This window comes from Thiothrix lacustris DSM 21227 (assembly GCF_000621325.1).
Classification (GTDB): Bacteria; Pseudomonadota; Gammaproteobacteria; order Thiotrichales; family Thiotrichaceae; genus Thiothrix; species Thiothrix lacustris.
Genome location: NZ_JHYQ01000018.1, coordinates 33,727 through 52,733, shown reverse-complemented (window position 1 = coordinate 52,733; position 19,007 = coordinate 33,727). Strand labels below are relative to the sequence as shown.

The following is a 19,007-nucleotide window of genomic DNA, read 5'->3' as shown; positions in this document are numbered from 1 at the left end:
ATCACTTATATCTATAGACTCAACAATTTTAATGACTACATCATTAATTAAGCTTTCTCTACCATGAGGCTAGCGGCAAATCTATGAATCATGAGATTGCCTCGCAGAATGCCTGCCTCTTGCACACTAGTCTTCATCCCGTTAGATTGCAGGGCAAATCATCAGGAGGCTCCGCCATGACCGATACAGTAACGATTTACCATAATCCACAATGTTCAAAATCCCGCCAGACGCTAGAATTACTAGAAGGTGAAGGTGTTGTCCCGAAGGTTGTGAAATATCTGGAAGCCCCTCCAGATGCAGCTACCCTCAATAGCCTGCTCAATATGCTAAATCTTGAACCACGTGAACTGATGCGTAAGGGTGAAGCCGAATATACCGACCTAAACCTATCCAACCCAGCATTGAGTCGCGAGCAATTAATTGTGATCATGGTTGAGTATCCGCGCCTCATTGAGCGTCCTATTGTCGTCAAGGATGGTAAAGCCATTATCGGGCGCCCACCAGAGAAGGTATTGGAGCTATTATGAAAACTATTTTGATCTTGTATTACAGTCGCCACGGTTCTGTGAGTCAAATGGCGCAATACATCGCTCGTGGGGTGGAAAGTGTTCCTGCCAGCGAGGCTTACCTGCGTTCCGTGCCAGAAATCTCTGAAGTCTGTGAGGCGGTAGCAGATACTGTTCCTGATAGTGGAGCACCCTATGTCACGCTGGATGATCTAAAAACCTGTGACGCACTGGCGCTTGGCAGTCCGGGGCGTTTTGGTAATATGGCAGCGCCTTTGAAATATTTTCTCGAAAAAACCAGTAGTCTGTGGTTATCGGGTACATTAATGGGTAAGCCAGCGGGTGTCTTCACGTCCACATCCAGTTTACACGGTGGGCAGGAGTCTACTTTGTTGTCGATGATGTTGCCTCTGTTACACCATGGCATGATTATCTCTGGCCTTCCCTATACAGAAGCAGATCTAATCAGTACGCAAAGCGGTGGCACACCCTATGGGCCGTCGCATGTTTCTGGTAGTGACAGCGCCCGTCCATTAACGGATGAGGAAAAGCGCTTGTGTACTGCCTTGGGTAAACGTCTTGCAACTTTGGCACACAAACTATGAAATTACTGATGCTGTGGCGTACTTTATCGGTGGGTGGCCTGCTTGGATTGATTTTCTGGATTATCCTGTGGAATGGCTGGTTGACACCGGAACAATACGTGCCACGTTGGCTGGAATTACTGGTACTTCTTGCACCGCTGATGTATTTGGTGAGGGGGATTCTGCATGGGCGTATTCCGACCAGTGTTCATGCTATTCTGATTTCACTACTGTATATCATTGTCGGGTTTTGGTTTGCGATTAGCCCACCAGAACAGCTCTACGGTTATCTTATGTTAGTGTTTAGTACCAGTTTGTATCTGGGCAGTTTTATGACCGCCAAGGTGTTGGGTGAGCGAGCGAAAGAAGCTCGGGAGGCCGCTGAATGATGCGTATTGGTCATGGCTATGATGTTCACGCCTTTACTACGGGTGATCATGTGGTCTTGGGGGGCGTTAGTATTCCGTACAGCCATGCCTTCAAGGCGCATTCAGATGGAGATGTCTTATTACATGCGATTTGTGATGCGCTTTTAGGTGCGTTGGCCTTGGGTGATATTGGGCAACATTTTCCCGATACTGCGGCGGAATACGCGAATATTGATAGCCGTATTTTGCTGCGTCATGTTTACGGATTGGTGCGCAGTAAAGGGTATGTTGTTATCAATCTTGACAGTACCATCATTGCTCAAGCACCGAAAATGGCACCTCACATTCTTGCCATGCGGTGTAATATCGCCGCTGATTTTGGTTGTGAGGTCGAGCAAATCAATGTGAAGGCCACAACAACTGAGAAGCTGGGTTTTACAGGGCGTAAAGAAGGAATCGCTGCCCACGCTGTCATCTTATTAGGAGTATCAAATGATTGAAAAATTAACAGAAGAGGCGCTAGCCGTTATTCTAGAAGGATTGCCTGGCTGGGTATTGCGTGACGAAAAATTACATCGCGTGTTGACATTTTCTGATTTCGTGGAGGCATTTGGTTTTATGACACAAGTGGCACTGGTCGCAGAACGGATGAATCATCATCCTGAGTGGTGCAATGTCTACAAAACGTTGGCTATTAGCCTGACGACCCATGATGCAGGTGGTATTAGCCATAAGGATATTGAGCTTGCTCAAACGATTAACCGCTTGGCTGGGTATCCTGTTTAAATATTGAGGCTTTGTAGGGCGTCTGTGGCTACTTCTTGAACTTCAAGATCGCGATCTTGCAGGCAAGTTTGTAGGAAAGGAATCGCTCTCCTGTCACCACTTAAACCTAGGTAATAGCAAGCATCAGCACGGATGCTGACATCCTGATGCTGGCTGAGTTGCCCGAGAAGGGCAATGTGTTGTTTCAGTAGGTCGGAACCAGCAAGGTCTTCCATGACGACGCCGATGCCAATACGGGTGCTAAGGGCAGTATTGGGGTTGCCTAACAAGGTTAGCAGTACCCGCATTAACGTTGGGTCATGTTGAAGCTGGGCGGTGACCTCAGCGGCACGTCCAGTAGAGAGTTGTGCATTGAGGCGGAGATCGTTTTCATGTTCTTCCAGCATCCAGCGAGGGAAGGTGCGCCAATGATTTGTTGCCATGTCTATGCCTGTGAATGACGGATAGTGCTAATGTCCCAATGGGCAATGGCCCAATCCCAAAAGTTGGAAAGGGTTGCAAGCTCGCTAGCATTTGGGCAAGTTTGTCCCAAAAAGCGTAAAGCAGATACCAGCGTTTGTAAACGTGCAGATGTGTTGAGTGCTGGGGCAAGGTTTTGTTTACTGAGTTTTTGTCCGTGTTCGTTCAGCACCAGCGGTACGTGCGCGTAGGTTGGTTGAGTAAAGCCCAGTAGTTGCTGTAGAAAAATTTGTCTGGGGGTGTTATCCAGCAAGTCAGCACCACGCACTACCTGATTCACGCCTTGAAATGCATCGTCGACGACGACGGCTAACTGGTAAGCAAACAGGCCATCAGCGCGTAGCAGTACAAAATCGCCTACGTCACGGGTCAGGCATTGACAATAATAGCCTTGAATACTGTCGCTGAAACAAATGGGAGCATTATGAGTACGCAGCCTAATGGAAGGCAATGTTGGCAAGCCTTTGCGGGAACGAGTGCAGGCGTAGGTGTGTTCTTGTAAGACAGCAAGCGCGGCACGGTAAGCTTCGTGGCGTTGGCTTTGGTATAAGATGTCGCCATCCCATTCAAAGCCGTAATGCCTCAGTGTTTGGATAATAACATCCGCAGCACCCGGTTGTTCGCGAGGTTTATCGAGATCTTCGATGCGCAATAACCAGTTTCCGCCAGCCTGCCGAGCCGCTAGATAACTAGCGGTGGCAGCAACCAACGAGCCAAAATGCAATGGTCCGGTGGGGGATGGGGCAAACCTGCCAATGGTCAGCAAGGTTCGTGGCGTCCTTAGACGGCCATTTGCCGTTCCTTGATTTCTTGGGTGGTCTTGCAGTCAATACACAGTTCAGCGGTAGGACGAACTTCAAGACGTTGTAAGCCTATTTCGATACCGCAAGCATCGCAGAAACCGTAGTCATCATCATCCACGCGGGCGATGGTTTTTTCGATTTTGCGGATAAGCTTCCGTTCGCGGTCACGCGCTCGCAGTTCGAGGGCAAATTCCTCTTCCTGTGTGGCGCGGTCAGCCGGGTCTGAAAAGTTGGTTGCATCTTCTTTCATGTGGTCGACGGTACGGTCAACTTCTTCCATGAGAGATTTTTTCCAAGCAACAAGAATGTTACGAAAATGCGCTAATTGCTTTTCGTTCATATACTCTTCGCCTGCTTCTGGAATGTATGGCTCGATGCCATCAACAGGCAGTGCAGCTTTTCTTCTCAGGTAATTTGTATTGTCGGTTGCCATTTTTATCTCCAACATATGGGGTGGCGGCGGTCAGTTATACTTGGTTATTGACAGCTTGTCTTTTGACGCTGACCGATAATTTACGCGGTGCGAATTATAGCTGAATTGTGTGGAATGAACAGGTTTTTTATTATTTGTCCGGTATTTTATCGCAATGTTAATGCCATTTATCATTTTATCAGTTTACATAAATCGAAATTGGAAGCGAATAGCTTCATCACCGGGATCTGTAATGTTTAACAATAATTCGTCAGGCATACCCGTAGACATTAGTTTTCCTTTGGAATTCTGAAGGTACTCTTCGGGAGGGAAGCGCCGTAATGCTAATACTTTGTTGTTTTTGTCTAGAAAGCTAATTTCAATCAATGGGTAAGGTTGTGGAAAAGTCGCTTCATTTTGGATAGAGGCGCTGATGGTTAATACCTTCGGTGTATTAGGGTGCGAGTAAACATTACGACTTAATAGCTTGATTTTACGGATATCTCGATACGGTGTGATATCACAGTCTATTAGCGTGCATAGTTGTCGGATGATAGGGGATGTTATAGGTTGTTGTGCGAGCCAATGGCGGTTACTGTATAAAACTTGTAGTAACAGTAGTAGTGCTAAAATGCCCACTATTATGCTTATAAAATACCGTGCATTCGATAATTTATGTTTTAAATCCTGGGGAAGTCGTTTGCTTTTGGGTGTGGTATGTTCGATGGTGGTTGGCTCTTGTATTTCTACAGGAGCCATCTTAACCAGGTTTTGGGCAAAACGGCGCTCTTCAGGCAGTGTTTGGCTTAGGTTTTTCATTGCGTCAAAAATATTGTCGCATTCGCCGCAACGTAGCAAGCCTTGTGCAGCGGTTAACTCTTTCATTGTGACGCGAAAAATCGCGTTGCAGTGGTTACACTGTGTATACATGACTCCGCGCCGTTTGAGTAATCGCTTTATTCTAGTTCTTATTGTTCAAGAATGCTTATTCAAGGGTGTAGAAAATAACACCGCTGAAAAAGTTGAGCAAAAAATACAGATTAACGGCTAAATAATGGGTGAATAGCCTGTAACCCTGATCCAGTCATCTTTTTGAGTAATACTGAAGTCAGTGAGTGCGGGCTGGTAAGCTTGTTTAATGGCCTCTGTCTGTTCTGCTAGAATGCCGGATAATACCAATCTGCCACCGGGACGTAATGCTGCTAGCAGCACCGGTGCAAGTTCCACCAAGGGGCCTGCCAGAATGTTTGCCATAACAACATCCCAGCGTTGCTTAGGCAAATCTTCGGGGTAACAGGTATGGAATTGCGTGCTGGAAATACTGTTGCGTTCGGCGTTGTCCAGCGTAGCTTGTAGGGCTTGCGGGTCAATGTCAGTGCATTCGGCGCGTTTTGCCCCCAGTTTAAGGGCAGCTATCGCCAGTACTCCAGAGCCACAGCCGTAATCCAGCACCTCTTGACCAGCCACGTCCTGCCCATCCAGCCATTCGAGGCATAGGGCAGTGGTGGGGTGCGTACCTGTGCCAAAGGCTAGACCGGGGTCAAGCAACAGTTTTACGCTGTCATCATCAGGTGTTTCACACCAACTGGGGTAAATCCACAGGCGCTTACCGAAGCACATGGGGTGGAAACTGTCCATCCATGCGCGTTCCCACGGCTGGTCTTCGACGGTCTCCAGCAGTACTGATTCGATTTTCCAGTCGGCTTTGCGGGTTTCCAATAGCAACAGTAAGGCACTGAGGTTGGCTTCTGCCTCGTACAGTGCCGTGACGACCAGATTGTTCCACAGACGCATTTCACCGGGGCGTGGTTCCAGAATCGGGTCGTCTTCGGCATCCTGCCACGTGATGGAAACGGCCTCAACAGCTTCCATTGCATCAACGACGGCTTCTTGATGTTGTGATGTGGTTTGACAGGTCAGTTGTTGCCAGCTCATTTCATGCCCAACATTTTTTCAAGGTAATGGATATCAGCACCACCGGCACGGAATGTGGGGTTTTCCATGATGCGGGTTTGCAGTGGAATATTGGTTTTGATGCCTTCAATGACCATTTCGCTCAGTGCACCGTGCATCCGGTTGATGGCAGTCTCGCGGTCTTGTCCGTGGACAATCAGCTTGCCGATCATGGAGTCGTAGTACGGTGGCACGCTGTAATCGGCGTAAATGTGTGAATCTACCCGTACACCGAGGCCACCAGGCACGTGGTAACGCGTGATCTTACCGGGTGAAGGGGCAAAGGTTTGCGGGTCTTCAGCGTTGATACGGCACTCAATGGCGTGACCGTTGACCTTGATATCTTCCTGGCGTAAGGCCAGCACTTCACCAGAGGCAATCAGCAATTGCTGTTTGACCAGATCGACACCGGTAATCAGTTCGGTGACCGGGTGTTCGACCTGTAAACGGGTATTCATTTCGATGAAATAGAATTCTCCATCTTCATAGAGGAATTCAAACGTACCAGCACCACGGTAGCCGATTTTGCGGCAGGCTTCGGCGACACGATTGCCAATGCGGGCGCGTTGCTCTTCGGTAATGAAGGGGGCGGGGGCTTCTTCCACGACTTTCTGGTTGCGGCGCTGCATGGAGCAGTCGCGTTCACACAGGTGGATGGCGTTGCCGTGGGAGTCGGCTAATACCTGCAATTCGATATGACGTGGGTGTTGGAGGAATTTTTCCATGAACACGATGTCATTACCGAAGGCTGCTCTGGCTTCGGAACGGGTTAGGGCAACGGCTGCAACGAGTTCATCGGCAGTGTGTACAACGCGCATACCGCGCCCACCGCCACCGCCAGTGGCTTTGACGATCAGTGGGTAGCCGATGCGCGTGCCCATTTTGAGGATTTCTTCGGGGTCTTCCGGTGTGCCACCTTCTGAGCCGGGAACACAGGGTACGCCCGCTGCAATCATCGCATCTTTGGCGGAAATCTTGTCACCCATCAGGCGGATGGTGTCGGCACGGGGGCCGATAAAGATGAAACCGCTGGATTCAACCCGTTCGGCGAAGTCAGCGTTTTCTGACAAAAAGCCATAGCCGGGGTGGATGGCATCCGCGCCGGTGACTTCTGCTGCGCTGATAATCGCGGGGATATTCAGGTAGCTATCGGTGGAACGCGGTGGGCCGATACACACGGATTCATCTGCCAAACGCACGTGTTTTAGGTCGCGGTCAGCCGTGGAATGCACAGCAACGGTTTTGATGCCGAGCTCACGGCAGCCACGCAAAATGCGCAGGGCAATTTCGCCCCGGTTTGCGATCAGTACTTTTTTCAACATGTTGTCACCTCGCAGGTGTTGGCCAAGTGCAAATGTTATTCAATAATGAACAGCGGTTGCCCGAATTCGACAGGCTGTTCATTGTCGACCAGAATGGCTTTCACGATGCCGGATGCATCGGATTGGATCTGGTTGAGCATTTTCATGGCTTCGATAATGCAGAGGGTGTCACCCAGTTTGACGCTGTGCCCGACTTCGACAAAGGATTTGGCTGTCGGTGAGGAGGCGCGATAGAACGTGCCAACCATCGGTGATTCAACCACGTGGCCGGAGGGGGCAGCAGGCGCTACGGGTTCAGCAACAACAGGGGCAGCAGCAGCTAGCGTTGCTTGTGGAGCGTAGTATTGCTGTGGTGGGGCTGACAGTGTCATGCCTGAGTTGACGCGGCTGATGCGAACGGAGTCTTCGCCTTCTTTGATTTCTATTTCGGCGACATCACTGCCTTCCAGCAGACTGATCAGTTTTTGTATTTTACGAACGTCCATCATGGGTTAATGCCCTGTCGTGTTTGTTGAGTTTCTGTATGGCGGCATACAGTGCGAGTTCATAGCCCAATGTGCCAAGCCCAAGGATAACGCCTTCCGCTATATCAGAAAGATAGGAGTGGTGGCGGAAAGGTTCCCGGCGATGCACATTGGACAGGTGTATTTCGATAAACGGTATGGCAACACCCAGTAAGGCATCCCGTAAGGCGATGCTAGTATGGGTATAAGCGCCCGGGTTGATCAGAATGAAGTCCACCTGCTCAACGAGTGCTTGGTGAATTCGATCAACTAATGCACCTTCCGAGTTGTTTTGGTAGCAATCTAATGTTTGTTGTTGCTGACTTGCTAACGTTGTTAGACGTTCTTCAATATCAGCCAATGTCATGTTGCCGTAATGACCTGGTTCGCGCTTGCCTAGCAAGTTCAGGTTGGGGCCATTGAGCAAAAGAATGCTTGCCATTGAAATCTGCCTTTGCTGTCGATAACCGTAAAAACAGAAGATTCTACACCGAACGGCGGGGATATGCAGCAATTGGGCGCGAAAATGCGTGATTTATCGCGCCTATTATCAAAGCGTATACTTAGCGTCCTTTGAACAGGGAGCCAAGAATACCGCGCACGATTTGTGTACCAATACGTCGTCCGGCACTGGATGTGGCTGCTTTTACCGCATTTTTCACGAAGGCTTCACCAAGACTACCGAGGAGACTCTCAGGTTCACGGGGAGCACGGCTGTTGCTAGTGCGTGTGGCTTTTTGAGCTGCCATCTCTGCTTCCTGTTCGGCCGTTTCTGCCGCTGCCGTTTCGGCACGTTTTTGCAGGAGTTCGTAAGCCGATTCGCGGTCGATCATGGTGTCGTAGCGGCCTGAGAACGGGCTGGTACGTAGGATATCAGCACGTTCAGCATCAGTGAGTGGACCAATGCGCGAGTGTGGCGGGCTGATGAGGACGTGTTGCACGATGCCGGGAATACCCTTGTCATCCAGCACGGAAACCAGTGCTTCACCAACCCCCATTTGCATAATGGTTTCAGCGGTGTTGATGTTGGGATTTTGGCGGAAGGTTTCGGCGGCGGTGCGCACAGCTTTCTGATCACGTGGGGTGAAAGCCCGCAGGGCGTGCTGGATGCGGTTGCCGAGTTGTCCTAGTACGGATTCGGGCACATCCAACGGAGTTTGGGTAATGAAGTAAATGCCCACGCCTTTGGAGCGGATCAGTTTGACGACTTGCTCGACTTTATCCACCAGTGCCTTGGGTGCGCCATTGAACAGCAGATGGGCTTCATCGAAGAAGAATACCAAGCGTGGCTTATCCATGTCGCCAACTTCAGGCAGGTTTTCAAACAGTTCTGAGAGCAACCACAATAGGAACGTGGCGTACAGGCGCGGCGTGTTGATCAGGCGGTCTGCGGCGAGAATGTTGATATTGCCGTAACCGTTGGCTCCGGTACGCATGAAGTCCCACAGATCCAGGGCTGGCTCGCCGAAAAACTGATCTGCACCTTGCTGTTCGAGTATCAGTAGTTGGCGCTGAATCGCGCCGATGGAGGCGGAGCTGACGTTGCCATAGCTGTTACTCAGGGCTTTGCTGTTTTCACCGAGGTGTTGCAACATGGCACGTAAGTCTTTCAGGTCCAGCAGCAACATGCCTTGGTCATCAGCCACTTTGAAGGCAATGTTCAAGACGCCTTCTTGGGTGTCGTTGAGGTCGAGCAAACGGGCCAGCAGCAAAGGCCCCATGTCGGAAATCGTGGCACGCACTGGATGCCCGCGTTCCCCGGATAAATCCCAAATGACGGTGGGATGGCCTTCAAAGCGGAAATCGTCAATGCCGATTTTGGCAACACGTTCATCGACTTTGGGGTGAGGTTTGCCGGGGGCAGCAATACCGGTGAGGTCGCCTTTGATGTCAGCCAAGAATACGGGTACGCCGATACGCGATAAACCTTCCGCCAATACTTGCAGGGAAATGGTTTTACCCGTGCCCGTAGCGCCTGCGATGAGGCCGTGGCGGTTGGCAAAGCGCGGGTTCAGGAACACCTGCGTTTCGCCTTTACCGATCAGGATTCCGCTCTGTTCTGACATGATGACTCCTTATGTTTCTAATATTTTTACGTGTTGCTAAGTTTAACAGGAAACCCTGATGGGTCTCTATTGAAGCTGCAATTTTTGCAGGGCTTCCAGTGTGATGGCACCGCTAGCTAGCTGATTATCTTCTTGGAAGTGGGTTAAGGCAGCGCGGGTTTTGGGGCCAAGTACGCCATCAGGCGTTCCTTGGTAGTAACCACCTTGCTGTAAACGTTGTTGTAGTTTGAGAATAGTGGCTGGGTTAACCGTGGCTTCACAGAGTGCAGGGCGTTGTATGATCCGTTCTGGGCGCAAGGTTTGTTGTGAGGGGATGGCTTGCGCTCGTGCATTTTGTTGGGTGGAGGTGACTTTGGGGGCTTGATCCACTTTTGCCAGTTTTACCATGCGGTATTCGGCTGGGATTTCTTTGCGGATCACCTTCGCAGGTTGAACCACGACTTTACGGGTGATGGTTTCGGTGCGGGCTGGAATGATCGTTTTGACAGTACGGGCAGGCATGTCGACGACTTCGCGGGTGACATCGGTGTATTCCGCAGGGACACTCAGTAGGCAATGGGCTGGAACGGCTTGCTCATTTGTTGCGACTGCTGGACATATTGGGTTCCAGCGCTGAGTGGCATCTTTAATTTTAATGCGCTTGGTTTCGGTGCGATAAGTAGCCGGTAGGGTCGTGACTTCTACCCGTTCGCGCTCTACTTCGATGGTTTCCGTGACTTCGCTGAAAGTGGCGGGAACAGTTTCGTAGATGACATAAGCATCCGCTACTTTTACCTTGCGTTCACCATAGCCCATTTGTACGGGGGTGGTGCTATAACGGGTGCTGGCTTCATATACCGTAATATTTTCTGTACTGGGATGAAAGAGTGCCGGTAGCAATACCTGTGATTGGCAAGTGTTGTCCATTGTACTGGTTTCAGCAGCAAAGCTTGGGGTGTTTGGCAGGGTCATTGCCAATAGAAGGCTGGATAAAAAATAGCTACTTTTCATGGGTGTTTCGTATAAAGTCAACAGAAGGATATCGTTAGTGTGTGGATTCTAAACAAAAAGCACCTGAAAAACTGGATGTGCTAGTATTTTTCTTTTTTGGCATACCAAGCAATACTCATGCAAGTCCGCGCTGAACAGATTGAAGAACACCTTCGCCACACTCTCGCTCCCGTTTACCTGATCAGCGGTGATGAACCGTTGCAGGTGATGGAAACCGCTGATGCTATCCGTAAAGCCGCTGCGATGAAAGGTTTTAGTGAGCGCGATGTTTTTACGGTAGATGCCCAATTTGATTGGGGAGCCTTGTATGACGCAGCGGGGGCGTTGTCGCTATTTTCCGATAAAAAACTGTTGGATGTGCGGATGCCAACGTGTAAAGCGGGACAATCAGGCACTAAGGCGTTGCAGCACTACCTCGATTACTTGCCGCCGGACAAGATTTTGCTTATCCAAAGCGGCAGGCTCGACAAGGCGTGTAAAAGTGCCGCCTGGGTGAAAAAGGTCGAACAAGCCGGAGTGCTAGTACAGGTGTGGGATTTATCCCCGGCACAAACGTTGGCGTGGATTGCGCGGCGCATGAAGCAGGCTGGCTTGCAGCCAGATACCGAAGCGGTGCGTTACTTGACTGAGCGAGTGGAAGGGAATTTGCTGGCAGCGGTACAGGAAATCGGCAAGTTGGTGTTGCTGTATGGCAATCGCCCGCTAACGGCAGCGAATATTATGGCGGTGGTGGCGGACAATTCACGTTTCAGTGTGTTTGACCTTGCTGAGGCCATTTTGTCGCAGGATACCCGCCGCATCCGCCACATTATGCTGGTATTGCAGGAAGAGGATACCGCCACACCGTTGCTGGTGTGGGCGCTGGCTGACTTGCTACGCCAGCTTTACATGGGCTGTGAAAACGTGCGCAATAATGCCTCCAATCAGGCGCTGTTGATGCGGATGCCGAAAACCCGCCAGAACCTGTTCCTGACAGCTTTGCGGCGTATGGTGGCAGCAGACTGGAATCATTTATTTGATTTGGCAGCACGGCTGGATCAGCACAGCAAAGGGGTCGGGCAGGATGTTTCCCGCCACCCGCAACGCTTGTGGGATGAGATGTTGGAATTGGCGTTATTGCTGGGTGGGCGGGAATTGGCGGTGTAACCCGCTATTCAACAATCAGGCCGTGGCTGGCATACCAACTGCGGTCGATTTCCCACTGCACTTCTGTGATGCCTTCCTGCGCCTTCGCCAGTTTGCCAGCCTTTTCCTGTATCCGTGATAATGCTTTTTGAGCCGCAATCATCGTGGGGCTATCAGGGTTGCTGGTATCCAGTTTCGGTTGGGCAATTTTAAGAAATTGCAGCACGGAAACTTCGGGTGATCGCGGTGTGGTTAACGTCGCAACCCCATTTTCTACTTTGAGTGCACGAAATTGGTAGGGGTAGCTTTGTAACTCACTATCCGCTTGCAAGGTGGTGTTCAGATGATTAAGCGCCGGATCTTGTTTTAGAAACCACAGTAGGCCAAGGCCGAGAAACAGGGCGGCGACGATAAGGAGTTGCTGTTTATTGGACACGATAAACCTCTTGACAGGATACTTGTGTTATTCTAGCACATATATTAGTATTGGTTTATATTCTAATTAATAATATATGAATATTATAATGAACCAATGTGGTATCTACAGCGACCAATAGATTGTCTTGCAAGGATGATACTCGCAGCACTTCTGAAGTAGGTGTAGCCAGTATCCTCCTAGCGGTTGGGCATCCTTTGGGGTGCCCCCTTTTAATCTATAGCCTTCTGTTTGTTTTTCCCCAATTGAACAGCAAGTTCAATGGCTTCACGTAAGCTGCCAGTTTCTGCTTTCCCAGTGCCTGCCAAATCCAGTGCTGTGCCATGATCTACCGAGGTGCGGATGATGGGTAAGCCCAGTGTGATGTTAATAGCTTTGCCAAAACCCGCATACTTGAGTACCGGTAAGCCTTGGTCATGATACATCGCCAATACGGCATCAGCTCCTTGTAAATGCCGTGGGGTGAACAAAGTGTCAGCGGGTAATGGGCCGGTCAGCCTCATGCCTTGCTGTTGCAAGTGCTGAATTGTTGGGATGATAACATCGATCTCTTCCATACCCAGATGCCCACCTTCACCAGCGTGGGGGTTGAGTCCGCAAATGAGGATATGTGGATCAGTAATGCCAAATTTTTCTTGTAAGTCACGATGCAAAATGACCAAGACCTCTTCCAGCAACGCCTGAGTGATCAGGAAGCTGACCATGCCAAGTGGCACATGCGTGGTTGCTAATGCGACTCGTAGCGTTCCGGTGGTTAACATCATCACCGGCAGTGAGGCATTCGTCAATTCTGCCAAAAATTCAGTATGCCCCGTAAAGGGAATGCCTGCGTCATTGATGATGCCTTTGTGTAAAGGTGCTGTCACCATGGCAGCGAACTCACCATTCAAACAGCCAGTGGTTGCTCGCCGTAAGGTTTGCAGGACATATTCAGCATTTGCGGGGTTGAGCACGCCGGTTTCGACAGGCTCTGCGCAAGCTACTGGTAGGATGAAGCATTCCCCTGCATTGCAAGGTCGTTGGTCTTCGTCAGGCGTATAGGGACGTAGACGCAATGCAATACCCAGTTGCCGAGCGCGGTCACGCAATACCGCAGGGTCAGCAATTATCACTAAATCTACCGGCCATTGTTGTTGTTGCAGCAGGGTCAAGATGATGTCAGGGCCAATCCCGGCAGGTTCTCCTGCTGTTATAGCAATGCGCAGCTTTTGGTTTTCCATTATTTTCTTTCGCTTATTGCAATGTTAGGTTACTTGCAGGAACGGGGATGCGGTATTCGACATAAGCGTCATTACGTAATTCCTGTAACCAAGTCTGATAGTACTCTTCAGCTTGTGCATTAGCCGCTTTAGGGTCAGTGGTTTTGATGCGGCTTTGGATTTCACGTTTACGTAATGCATCGGCCATGAGTTTGCGGCGGGTTTGTTCACGGAATTCTGTATAGTCAATACCTTCTTCTTGTAAGGCTTGTTGGAAGTCAGCTAGGTTGAGTTTGTTCTGCTCAGCAATACCCGCAATGGTCTTGTTGAGGGTGATGTCATCAATTTGGATGCCTGCTGTTTCCGCTTTTTGGACTTGCAGATTTTCCAGAATGAGGCTGTCAACCGCTTGTTTTAGCAAGTTTCCCGGTGCTAGGTTGGCAGCCGATTTGCTAGAGGATTGCATGATGTTTGCACGTTTCTGGGCTTCACTCATCATGATGACATCGCTGTTCACAATAGCAGCAATCTGGTCGAGTGCCGTGCCGCCGTTATCTGCCCAAACAGGCTGCGTTAATAGTGTTAGTACAAGGGCAAATGCTGATTTATTCATATCCATACACTCGGTTTTGCAGCAGATCACGTGTTCCACTGCCAAAGTTGCCTAGTCCTTTTAGTTCTAGTTCGATAAACACGGCGTTGTCACGGGTCGTGTTGTCGGTAAGCAAATAATTGCGGCTGGCGACGCGGGTTTTCCAGCAGCAGCTTTCATATTCTGCACCGATCACCGTTTCTAGGTCACGGTTATTTTTTAAGTCACGTTCCCACGCACCCACGGCCTTCCAGTTGTTATTGATGGGAACGGCAAACGATAAATTGGCTGATTTGAACTCATCTTTAAGCTCGGCATAGCCCACATTCAGGACACGCTTTTTATCATCTTTGTAGTGTACGCGGACTTCTCCGGCGTTCACGGTTTTTTCTTCGCTATCCCAGTAAGCGGTAGTGCTGATACGGGTGCGGGGGTTGATTTCACCCGCTGCTTCCAGTATCAACTCGGAGCGGTCGCCTTCCAAGGTGGCGGTGTCAGGCAAGGTGACTTTGCGGTCATCGAAGTGATACATCTGCCCGATACTAGCGCGGAACAGTTCGCGCCCATCATCAGGGGACTGGATGCGAGTGGAGATCGAAGCCGATAGCCGGTTGGTGTCAGCAATACGGTCTTTGCCCGTGAAGCGATTTTCAGCAAAGAGCTGGTTGTAACTCAGGCTGCGTGATGAGGAGTCAAATACCGGAATAGCACTCTGGTCGTGATAGGGGGTGTAGGTATAAAACAGTCGCGGCTCCAATGTCTGGATATAACGCCCCTGTTTGATTTCTCTCTCATAAAACAACCCTGAATCCACGCTGGCAGTCGGTAATGAGCGGCTGATCTGGGTGTTATTAGCGTCATCCAGCGCGTATTCCGTGTGGCGGAACGTCAGTGATGGTTTGACATAGGCGGCATCAGTGGAGAATTTTTTGCTGACTCGCGTCATCAGATCCAGACGCTTGCCATTGGTTTCGGTTTTACTGCCAGTAAAATTGGTGTATTCGGTTTCTGCTTTCAGGTTCAAGCCGTTACTTTTCTGTGGCGGGTTGTAGCTCAGCAGTAATTGAGGTAAGCGTGCATGGGGTGCAGTACCGCCATCCAATACTTGATAGTTTTGTAATAGGCTAGAAAAAGACCAGTTGCTGCCTGCGGTGCGGTATTCCAGTCTTCGTTCTAGGTTGACGACGCTGGTTGCTTCTAGAGAATTGCCAAGATCTGCAAAATACTGATCATCCGACACACCCTCTGCTTTGAGCTGTAGGCTGGATAATTCCCCTATTCGAGTGTCGTTATTCACATTGAAGTAAAAGCGATTGTCCTTGTCGCTGGCGCTGTCATCAGGTAGCAAAACGTAAGAGGCTGAGCCTTTATTTTTAGGTGTCAGATAGCGGAACTCACCACCTAGTTGCAAGCCGCGATTACTCAATATGGTTGGGGTTAGGGTGAGGTCATAGTTGGGGGCAAGATTCCAGTAGTAGGGTGCGCTGAGTTGCAACCCTGAACTTTCATTGGTGCCAATCGTTGGCCACAAAAATCCTGATTTGCGCGCATCAGTCAGGGGGAAGGAGAAATAAGGTAAATACAATACCGGCACATCGCGAATTTTCAACGTGGCGTTGCGTGCAGTGCCCCGTTCCTCGGCATGATCTAGCGTGATAGCAGCGGCATTCAAGCTCCAGTCTGGTTCGTTGATAGGACAGGTGGTATAGGTGGAATCTTCCATGCGGGTTAGGCTGGGTGATTCCTGTATCACTCGTTTACTGAAACCTTGTCCGTTAGCCTGACTTAGGTGGTATTCCGCCTCTTGCATCTCCCCTGTGTTCGTCGTCAGGTTATAGCGAAGTTTACTGCTGCGCACCTGCATATTGTCACTGCTAAAGCTGACGTTACCGGAGCCGTTGACAATACCAGCGGGTTGTTCGTAACTAGCTTCATCCGCTTGTAAACGTTGTGTTGCCTGCGAAACATGTACATTGCCACTCATGGTGGAGATGCCCGTGCCTCGAAAAAGTGCTGAATCTGCTTCGATATAAACGGCTTGGGAGGGTAAATGTGCTGGGCGCTGAGCATCATGGGTAGCCGCTACCTCAGGTACGGGGCAGGCCATCCATTCAGTTTGGGCAAACAAGGTGGAGGGGCTACAGGCTAAGCCAAATAGGATGCCACGCAGGCAATGCTGTTGTAGTTGATTTACCATGCTTTCCATGCAGCATTTAAAGCGGCCTAACATCGCACACAATGCATCGGGACTCAATGGGAAATATTCCCTGAAAGCATTCTTTTTGATTGAAACGGTAACAAAAAAAAGTGTAACCTATGCCGACTTGCGAAACTTAATGTTAAACATCGGCACAATTGTTTTGAATGCCATATATTGTACGGTCGATTTTTTTGATAAAATAAATCTTATGGGTTTGTTTAAGATATTTATCTTGAAATGATTAATATTTACCCAGATAATAGCTAGTCGAGCGGTCAAAATAAAGCAAACAACTTATTTGTTCTTGTGAGGGAGAATACAGTGAGAACTGCTGATTATATGAATGGAATGTCAGGCATGACGGCTTTACATAACAGCCAAGACAACAAAAAAGGTCATACGTCCATGCAACCAGAGATAGAAAAAGAGTCTAATAAGCGCGGGCGTGGAAGGCCCAAAGGCGCGACATCCAGTACACTAGCGGATGTGCGATCACAAGCTGCGGATGAAAAACGCAAAATTCGTGATGAGCTGACTCAGAAAGTAACCCAATTGCGTAGCCAGTTTGATGAAATGGATGCCAATTATAAGGAAGAAGTGCGTGAGTTACGTGAAGCCCTAAAGGCTAGCGAACAACGCGAAGCCTTTTTCCGATCGGCTTTAGAGGAACGTCTGCACGTTGTGGCAGAACACATCCACAAAAGCCTCACGGATTGGGCAACAGCGGAACTGGAAGAAGGGCAGATCACCCAGCGCAAGCGTGGGCGTCCGCGTAAAACCTTCAAATAATGCAGCTAGCCCGTCGCTTCCGGCAATAAACGTTCCAGAATTTTCTGGTAGATAATCGTGAGTGCGTTCAGGTCATCGACCGCAACGCACTCATTGATTTGGTGAATGGTTTTATTGACGGGGCCTAGCTCCATGACCTGTGCACCTGTGGGCGCAATGAAACGTCCGTCGGATGTGCCGCCTGCGGTTGACAGTTCGGTGCTTACCCCGTTGACTGCCTGAATAGCAGCCACGCTTGCCGTGACCAAATCGCCACGCGCTGTCAAAAACGGATTCCCCGATAATGTCCACTTCAGTTCATGCTTGAAGCCGTGGCGCTGGAAAATCGCTTCCACCTGTTCACGTAAGCTTGCTTCGGTCTGCTCGGTCGAAAAGCGGAAGTTGAATTCCACCGTCATCGTTCCCGGGATTACGTTGTTCGCACCCGTGCCCCCCTTGATATTGGAAATCTGGAAGCTGGTTGGTGGGAAAAATTCATTGCCTTTGTCCCATTCAATGCTCACCAGTTCTGCCAAGGCAGGTGCTGCACGGTGAATTGGGTTATCCGCCAGATGTGGGTAGGCCACATGCCCTTGCTGACCAATCACGGTCAAGATGCCATTGAGCGACCCGCGCCGCCCATTTTTCACCACATCGCCCACGCAACAGGTGCTGGAAGGTTCGCCTACCAGACACCAGTCGATTTTCTCGTTACGTTGTTCCAGCCATTCGACGACTTTGACTGTGCCATTGATAGAAGGGCCTTCTTCGTCACTGGTGATCAAAAACGCAATCGAACCTTGATGGTTGGGGTTTTCGCGCACGAAGGTTTCGCAAGCAATGGTGAATGCGGCAATGCTGCCTTTCATATCCGCCGTGCCACGCCCATAGAGCATTCCGTCACGGATTTCCGGCTGGAACGGGGGGCTATCCCACGCATCCAATGGCCCGGTCGGTACAACATCGGTATGCCCGGCAAAGCAAAATACCGGGGAAGTCGTGCCGCGCCGCAGCCAGATATTATCCACGTCACCAAAACGCAGATGTTCGGCAACGAAACCTAACGGAGCAAGGCGATCAGCCAGTAATTGTTGGCAACCCTCATCCAGCGGGGTGACGGAGGGGCGTGAAATCAGGTCGATAGCAAGATCGAGGGTAGCGGACATTAACAAAATCCCGTGTTTTAGTTTTGAAAGAGTTGGCGGTAAGTATCGGGTGAAAAGCCGACGATGTGGCGTGACCCCAAATCGAGCAGCGGACGTTTGATGATCGACGGCAGTTCTTCCATCACGGCGAGGGCAATGGCCTCATCCATGTTGTCGCGGGTTTCTTCCGGCAGTTTTCGCCAGGTGGTGCCTTTGCGGTTGACCAGCGTTTCCCAGCCAAACTCATCCACCCAAGCACGTAGCCATACCGGGTTCACACCGTCTTTGCGGAAGTCGTGGAAGGTGTATTCAATACCACGTTCACCTAACCATGCGCGGGCTTTTTTCACGGTGTCGCAATTGGGGATGCCATACATAACGGTCATTTGTCGTACCACTTGTGGTAAGAGCGGCGCTTGCCCGCACGTTGGGTGATGACACCAATAATCTGCTTCATCCCATTGATTTCAATGGCTTCGTAATCTTCGTGAAGCGCGGTCAGGATGTATTTGCCTTCGATAATGCGGAGCTGGCGGAAGATGTATTCATCCTTGTTATCCACGGCGAATACATATGCACCGTCACGCACAATGCCGGTCGGGTCGATGACGATGACGCAACCTTTGGCGAATTCCGGTTCCATGCTGTCATCAATGACTTGCAGGGCATAGGGTTCATTTTCGGAGCAACTGCCTTCGGTGCCCATATTGTGCTTGAAGTCGGGTTGCGCAACAGCATGTAGATTTTGCTTGAAGGTTTCAACGTTGATGCGGGTTTCTGACATGGC

The 19,007-nt window shown here is 50.0% G+C and carries 24 protein-coding genes; 7 read left to right on the top strand and 17 right to left on the bottom strand.

All coding sequences use genetic code 11. The features are described from left to right. The first annotated feature begins 176 nt into the window (after window positions 1-176). Genes arsC through Q394_RS0109830 form a run of 5 tightly spaced genes read left to right on the top strand, consistent with a single transcriptional unit; the run spans window position 177 to window position 2,247 of the window. The gene (gene arsC / locus Q394_RS0109850; protein ID WP_028489144.1) at window positions 177-530 is read left to right on the top strand and encodes an arsenate reductase (glutaredoxin); all 354 of its coding nucleotides are present in this window, start codon (window positions 177-179) and stop codon (window positions 528-530) included. Further along, window positions 527-1,114 carry an NAD(P)H:quinone oxidoreductase gene (gene wrbA / locus Q394_RS0109845; RefSeq protein WP_028489143.1) on the top strand — a complete coding sequence of 196 codons (588 nt, stop codon included), beginning with the start codon at window positions 527-529 and terminating at the stop codon, window positions 1,112-1,114. Before arsC ends, wrbA begins: the two co-directional genes overlap by 4 nt. Further along, complete coding sequence (locus Q394_RS0109840; protein WP_028489142.1) at window positions 1,111-1,482, top strand: DUF2069 domain-containing protein; 372 nt, start codon at window positions 1,111-1,113, stop codon at window positions 1,480-1,482. The genes wrbA and Q394_RS0109840 overlap by 4 nt, the downstream gene beginning before the upstream one ends. Continuing rightward, entirely contained in the window at window positions 1,482-1,961 is a 480-nt protein-coding gene (gene ispF, locus Q394_RS0109835; RefSeq protein WP_028489141.1) for a 2-C-methyl-D-erythritol 2,4-cyclodiphosphate synthase, read from the top strand. The genes Q394_RS0109840 and ispF overlap by 1 nt, the downstream gene beginning before the upstream one ends. Next, window positions 1,954-2,247, top strand: a complete 294-nt coding sequence (locus Q394_RS0109830; RefSeq protein WP_028489140.1) for a 4a-hydroxytetrahydrobiopterin dehydratase — start codon at window positions 1,954-1,956, stop codon at window positions 2,245-2,247. The genes ispF and Q394_RS0109830 overlap by 8 nt, the downstream gene beginning before the upstream one ends. Here Q394_RS0109830 and Q394_RS19785 read toward each other — a convergent pair. The 10 genes from Q394_RS19785 to Q394_RS0109780 all read right to left on the bottom strand — a co-directional run bounded on the left by Q394_RS19785 (window position 2,244) and on the right by Q394_RS0109780 (window position 10,755). Further along, the gene (locus Q394_RS19785) at window positions 2,244-2,669 is read right to left on the bottom strand and encodes a HEAT repeat domain-containing protein (protein ID WP_051543244.1); all 426 of its coding nucleotides are present in this window, start codon (window positions 2,667-2,669) and stop codon (window positions 2,244-2,246) included. The genes Q394_RS0109830 and Q394_RS19785 overlap by 4 nt on opposite strands. A gap of 2 nt (window positions 2,670-2,671) precedes the next feature. After that, window positions 2,672-3,472: a tRNA glutamyl-Q(34) synthetase GluQRS gene (gluQRS, locus tag Q394_RS0109820; RefSeq protein ID WP_156946815.1), complete on the bottom strand. Its 801-nt coding sequence runs from the start codon at window positions 3,470-3,472 to the stop codon at window positions 2,672-2,674. A gap of 14 nt (window positions 3,473-3,486) precedes the next feature. Beyond that, window positions 3,487-3,942, bottom strand: a complete 456-nt coding sequence (gene dksA / locus Q394_RS0109815) for an RNA polymerase-binding protein DksA (RefSeq protein WP_028489138.1) — start codon at window positions 3,940-3,942, stop codon at window positions 3,487-3,489. Between the two features lie 183 nt (window positions 3,943-4,125). Continuing rightward, the gene (locus Q394_RS0109810) at window positions 4,126-4,851 is read right to left on the bottom strand and encodes a zinc-ribbon and DUF3426 domain-containing protein (protein WP_028489137.1); all 726 of its coding nucleotides are present in this window, start codon (window positions 4,849-4,851) and stop codon (window positions 4,126-4,128) included. Window positions 4,852-4,968: 117 nt separating this feature from the next. After that, window positions 4,969-5,856: a 50S ribosomal protein L11 methyltransferase gene (prmA, locus tag Q394_RS0109805; RefSeq protein ID WP_028489136.1), complete on the bottom strand. Its 888-nt coding sequence runs from the start codon at window positions 5,854-5,856 to the stop codon at window positions 4,969-4,971. Continuing rightward, entirely contained in the window at window positions 5,853-7,196 is a 1,344-nt protein-coding gene (gene accC / locus Q394_RS0109800) for an acetyl-CoA carboxylase biotin carboxylase subunit (RefSeq protein ID WP_028489135.1), read from the bottom strand. Before accC ends, prmA begins: the two co-directional genes overlap by 4 nt. Before the next feature lie 35 nt (window positions 7,197-7,231). Then, entirely contained in the window at window positions 7,232-7,684 is a 453-nt protein-coding gene (accB, locus tag Q394_RS0109795) for an acetyl-CoA carboxylase biotin carboxyl carrier protein (RefSeq protein ID WP_245606771.1), read from the bottom strand. Further along, window positions 7,668-8,141 carry a type II 3-dehydroquinate dehydratase gene (gene aroQ / locus Q394_RS0109790; RefSeq protein ID WP_028489133.1) on the bottom strand — a complete coding sequence of 158 codons (474 nt, stop codon included), beginning with the start codon at window positions 8,139-8,141 and terminating at the stop codon, window positions 7,668-7,670. Before aroQ ends, accB begins: the two co-directional genes overlap by 17 nt. 121 nt (window positions 8,142-8,262) lie before the next feature. Continuing rightward, a complete protein-coding gene (locus Q394_RS0109785; protein WP_028489132.1) occupies window positions 8,263-9,765 on the bottom strand; it encodes a helicase HerA-like domain-containing protein in 1,503 nt (500 codons plus the stop codon). 66 nt (window positions 9,766-9,831) lie between these two features. Continuing rightward, window positions 9,832-10,755 carry a peptidoglycan-binding domain-containing protein gene (locus Q394_RS0109780; RefSeq protein ID WP_084260418.1) on the bottom strand — a complete coding sequence of 308 codons (924 nt, stop codon included), beginning with the start codon at window positions 10,753-10,755 and terminating at the stop codon, window positions 9,832-9,834. A 117-nt stretch (window positions 10,756-10,872) separates the two neighbouring features. Between Q394_RS0109780 and holA the strand changes: the two genes are divergently transcribed. Further along, window positions 10,873-11,901, top strand: a complete 1,029-nt coding sequence (gene holA / locus Q394_RS0109775) for a DNA polymerase III subunit delta (protein WP_028489130.1) — start codon at window positions 10,873-10,875, stop codon at window positions 11,899-11,901. Between the two features lie 4 nt (window positions 11,902-11,905). On the opposite strand, the gene Q394_RS0109770 is transcribed toward holA, so the two are convergent. From Q394_RS0109770 to Q394_RS0109755, 4 genes are all read right to left on the bottom strand, one after another. Further along, a complete protein-coding gene (locus Q394_RS0109770) occupies window positions 11,906-12,316 on the bottom strand; it encodes a hypothetical protein (protein WP_051543241.1) in 411 nt (136 codons plus the stop codon). 212 nt (window positions 12,317-12,528) lie between these two features. Then, entirely contained in the window at window positions 12,529-13,536 is a 1,008-nt protein-coding gene (pdxA, locus tag Q394_RS0109765; protein ID WP_084260417.1) for a 4-hydroxythreonine-4-phosphate dehydrogenase PdxA, read from the bottom strand. Window positions 13,537-13,549: 13 nt separating this feature from the next. Then, a complete protein-coding gene (locus Q394_RS0109760) occupies window positions 13,550-14,128 on the bottom strand; it encodes a SurA N-terminal domain-containing protein (protein ID WP_169735890.1) in 579 nt (192 codons plus the stop codon). Further along, window positions 14,121-16,304, bottom strand: coding sequence for an LPS-assembly protein LptD (locus tag Q394_RS0109755; RefSeq protein ID WP_028489126.1), 2,184 nt, complete (start codon window positions 16,302-16,304; stop codon window positions 14,121-14,123). Before Q394_RS0109755 ends, Q394_RS0109760 begins: the two co-directional genes overlap by 8 nt. A 360-nt stretch (window positions 16,305-16,664) precedes the next feature. Here Q394_RS0109755 and Q394_RS0109745 point away from each other — a divergent pair, with 360 nt between their 5' ends. Continuing rightward, window positions 16,665-17,096: a DNA-binding protein gene (locus Q394_RS0109745; RefSeq protein ID WP_245606770.1), complete on the top strand. Its 432-nt coding sequence runs from the start codon at window positions 16,665-16,667 to the stop codon at window positions 17,094-17,096. A 5-nt stretch (window positions 17,097-17,101) separates the two neighbouring features. Here Q394_RS0109745 and dapE read toward each other — a convergent pair whose 3' ends face one another. Genes dapE through Q394_RS0109730 form a run of 3 tightly spaced genes read right to left on the bottom strand, consistent with a single transcriptional unit; the run spans window position 17,102 to window position 19,004 of the window. Beyond that, window positions 17,102-18,241 carry a succinyl-diaminopimelate desuccinylase gene (gene dapE / locus Q394_RS0109740; protein ID WP_028489123.1) on the bottom strand — a complete coding sequence of 380 codons (1,140 nt, stop codon included), beginning with the start codon at window positions 18,239-18,241 and terminating at the stop codon, window positions 17,102-17,104. Between the two features lie 17 nt (window positions 18,242-18,258). Then, window positions 18,259-18,606, bottom strand: coding sequence for an ArsC family reductase (locus Q394_RS0109735; RefSeq protein ID WP_028489122.1), 348 nt, complete (start codon window positions 18,604-18,606; stop codon window positions 18,259-18,261). Further along, complete coding sequence (locus Q394_RS0109730) at window positions 18,603-19,004, bottom strand: S24 family peptidase (protein ID WP_028489121.1); 402 nt, start codon at window positions 19,002-19,004, stop codon at window positions 18,603-18,605. Before Q394_RS0109730 ends, Q394_RS0109735 begins: the two co-directional genes overlap by 4 nt. Between the last annotated feature and the right edge of the window lie 3 nt (window positions 19,005-19,007).